Here is a 3,056-nt window from a genome sequence, read left to right as displayed (position 1 = left end):
GAAGTAGCGGAGTTTATCCGGCTCTCCCCCAACGCCGAACACAAGCCCATCCACCGCATTCAGCACCTGTTAGCCTTTATAGCGTACGGTTTCGCCACGCTTTTCTGGGTCTTTATCAAGGATTACAAATACTTCTTTCAGTCCAGTCTGGGACCCTACGAGAATAAGTCCCACCCCGCTTCCGAATGGGTCACCCTGATCATCACCAAGCTCATATACTACGGCTATATGCTCGTCTTGCCCTATATCCTCCTGCCTATCACATGGTGGCAGCTCGCCATAGGTTTTTTAATTCTCCACTTCACGGCCGGCATCATTCTGGGTATTATCTTCCAGCTTGCCCATGTAGTTGAGGGCACCGAACATCCCACAGAAAATGAAGAGGGCAACATCGAAAACACCTGGATGATTCATCAGCTGGAAACCACTTCCGATTTTGCGCATGACAACAAACTACTTTGCTGGTATATAGGGGGACTCAATTACCAGATCGAGCATCACCTGTTTCCCAGGATCTGCAGCATTCACTATCCGGAAATAAGTTCGATTGTGCGATCGGTGGCCGAGAAACATGACATTCCCTACAATTACCAGGAATCACTGGCCACAGCCGTGAAATCCCATTACTATACGCTCAAAAAGTTTGGCCGGCAACCCGAACCGGAACATGCGTAATGCATCACCCCCTTTTTTAAATCACCGGGGGCGTTGAATTTGGAACTGCCAGGGGCCGGATAAATGGCAGTGCAATTTGTTAAGACCTATCAAACGACTGGTTCTGCCGTCCCACGGGTACCTGAGCCGGCAACCCGAACGGGAGGGTGGCGTCCCAATGCCACAATGAAAATATTTAGTAGCATAGATGTCATTCTTCTGTTACATTTAAATGCAAATTGGGATTTATATTTCTTTAGTTGAAAGAGCCTTTGAAAAACCAGGAGTTTTGTTCGATATCAAAGCCTGAGCGATTTCAAAACCGCAGTGTATTGACTATACATGAGGATTTGAAAATCGCGAAAATGCAGAGATTGGGCAAAACAACAGTTTTGCAAAGGTTTCGTTAAGGTCAACATAAAATAAGAGGGCTTATGGAAGTTAATCTTTTCATTGCGGCACTCGCGGGCTTTATAGGCGCTATTATCCTAACCCTTCTCATTTACTTGCTCAAGCTCGGGGGACAAAACCTGGATATTCCCTATCTGATCGGCACCCGTTTTGTCAATATTACCGAGCGGACCAAAGTGTATGTGACAGGTATTACCCTGCACCTGCTGATCGGGGCCGGATGGGGCGTCCTCTATGTTGTTCTTCTCAGGGCTATGAATGTCACACCCGACTGGCCGGTCGGCATACTTTGGGGATTCGCCCACGGCATCTTTGTGGGATCTATGATGGGTATTCTGGCTGACACCCACCCGGCAATCGGCAGCGGAAAAGCCATCCCGGATCCGGGCATTATGGGCCGGTCATGGGGACCACTGATCCCCTATTACGTATTGAGCTTACATATTATTTATGGCGCCTGCACGCTCGGAATTTATCACTATCTCGTTTTCGGATAGTTTTCTTGCACGAACCCACTTTTAAACCAGACATATTAAGTTCAAACCAAATCTCCGATGAGCAATAAGTTAAAAACACTCTCTGTCCACCAGCTCGAAAATCTTATTTCTGATGCTGTGGGGGAATACATCGATGAAGACTGTAGCTGTCAGATCAGCAATCTTGATACCCCCAATATCGATTCGGAAGCGGATATAGCCATTGAGGACGAACGGAAGCTGCGCTTTGAGATAGAGCTTTCGTACCGGGAAGAGTGACGCTCAGTTATCTTCGGAAACGGGCAGCGACTCCGCATCATTGTTACCGTTTTCGGGTTTTTTTTCTCCCTCAGGGGCGGACGAAGGCTCATGGAGCATCCACTCCCAAAAGCTGCGCGCGTCCCGTTCATCCAGATCCCGAACGGTAAAAGAGCGCCCCTGGTTGCCGCTGGCTACATGGATGGTAAAGTCCCTCAGCTGCAAGCGCGACTGAAAGGGGTTTTGCTTTAAACGGGTGGCCTGCATTCGGTACTTTTTAACAATGGCTGTTCTTTTGCTCAACAGGCGGGCACGCAGTACGATGGTATGATCTTCGGTCCGTATGCCCGCATCCCGGTACTGTTGGTAGCCGAGCATCAGGGCCGGGACCAACAGTAATAGTCCATACAGGCCGTATGAGGGAAAGAGGGCCCAAAAAATCAGTATAACCGGCAGCGACCACCAGATCGTCCGCAACAGGTAACGCCGCAGCGCCCGCCGCGGTGGCGTATGATCGCTTTCCCCTTCAATGGCAATATTATATTCGGGTAACACCTCATCCAAAAAATCATACATCTCTTTCCGTTTAATCAGGGGAAAAAGCGTGGTTGAATTCCCTTCGCTTTCACCGTAGCCCGCACTTTCAATCACCAGTGAAGCATAGCCAAAAGGCTGACGCATCAGCTCTTCTTTGATCTGAACAGCCTGAATCCGGTTGAAGGGAACCGTAAGCTGGGTCCGCTCGAACAACCCTCTTGATATGACCAGCTCGTTTTCCCGAACCTCCACCTTGAAATCATAATAAGCGACAAGCGCCGACAAAAAGGAAAAGACCCAGGAGATGACCAAAATGGCTATAATGGACAGCACAATGAGGGAAGCCGAAGTGGATTGCGGGATATTATTCTCAATAAATTGAACCATCCGCTCATCCGACACCACCTGGTCGATCTGCGAAAAACCCGCCCCGACCAGCGACAGCGCCACCCCCATGCGTCCCGATGTAGTAGCGGCAATCAGCAGGTCGCGCGGTGCAATGGTATAGGTTTTCAGGGGCTCGGCCTCCGCTGTCCTTCCCCGCTCTTCCCCTTCGTTACCACGCGTCTCCGCCCCCTCCTCAGCCTTGTCAATAATAACACGCCGAAGCTGTGCCTTCAGGGCTTCCGCCTTTTCACGAGTCAGCGCGCTTATTTTTGCCTCCTTGGAGCTGCTGCCCGCCGTCTTGATCTCCACTGCCACCAGTCCGAACAGCCGCTG

Annotated in this window: 4 protein-coding genes; 3 read left to right on the top strand and 1 reads right to left on the bottom strand. The window is 50.2% G+C overall.

Annotated elements, in window-relative coordinates; genetic code table 11:
• From ACESLU_RS13550 to ACESLU_RS13540, 3 genes are all read left to right on the top strand, one after another.
• Positions 1-675, top strand: a 675-nt coding sequence (locus ACESLU_RS13550; RefSeq protein ID WP_372639163.1) for a fatty acid desaturase, incomplete at its 5' end; no start/stop codon positions are given.
• Positions 676-1,088: 413 nt separating this feature from the next.
• On the top strand, positions 1,089-1,562 hold the full coding sequence (locus tag ACESLU_RS13545; RefSeq protein ID WP_372639162.1) for a hypothetical protein: 474 nt from the start codon (positions 1,089-1,091) through the stop codon (positions 1,560-1,562).
• A 57-nt stretch (positions 1,563-1,619) separates the two neighbouring features.
• Positions 1,620-1,820 carry a hypothetical protein gene (locus ACESLU_RS13540; protein WP_372639161.1) on the top strand — a complete coding sequence of 67 codons (201 nt, stop codon included), beginning with the start codon at positions 1,620-1,622 and terminating at the stop codon, positions 1,818-1,820.
• A 3-nt stretch (positions 1,821-1,823) separates the two neighbouring features.
• Here ACESLU_RS13540 and ACESLU_RS13535 read toward each other — a convergent pair.
• Positions 1,824-3,056, bottom strand: a 1,233-nt coding sequence (locus tag ACESLU_RS13535; protein WP_372639160.1) for a PH domain-containing protein, incomplete at its 5' end; no start/stop codon positions are given.

Source organism: Fodinibius sp. (assembly GCF_041642155.1).
Classification (GTDB): Bacteria; Bacteroidota; Rhodothermia; order Balneolales; family Balneolaceae; genus Fodinibius.
Note: the sequence above shows the minus strand (reverse complement) of the source record. Positions and strands in the feature narration are given on the sequence as shown.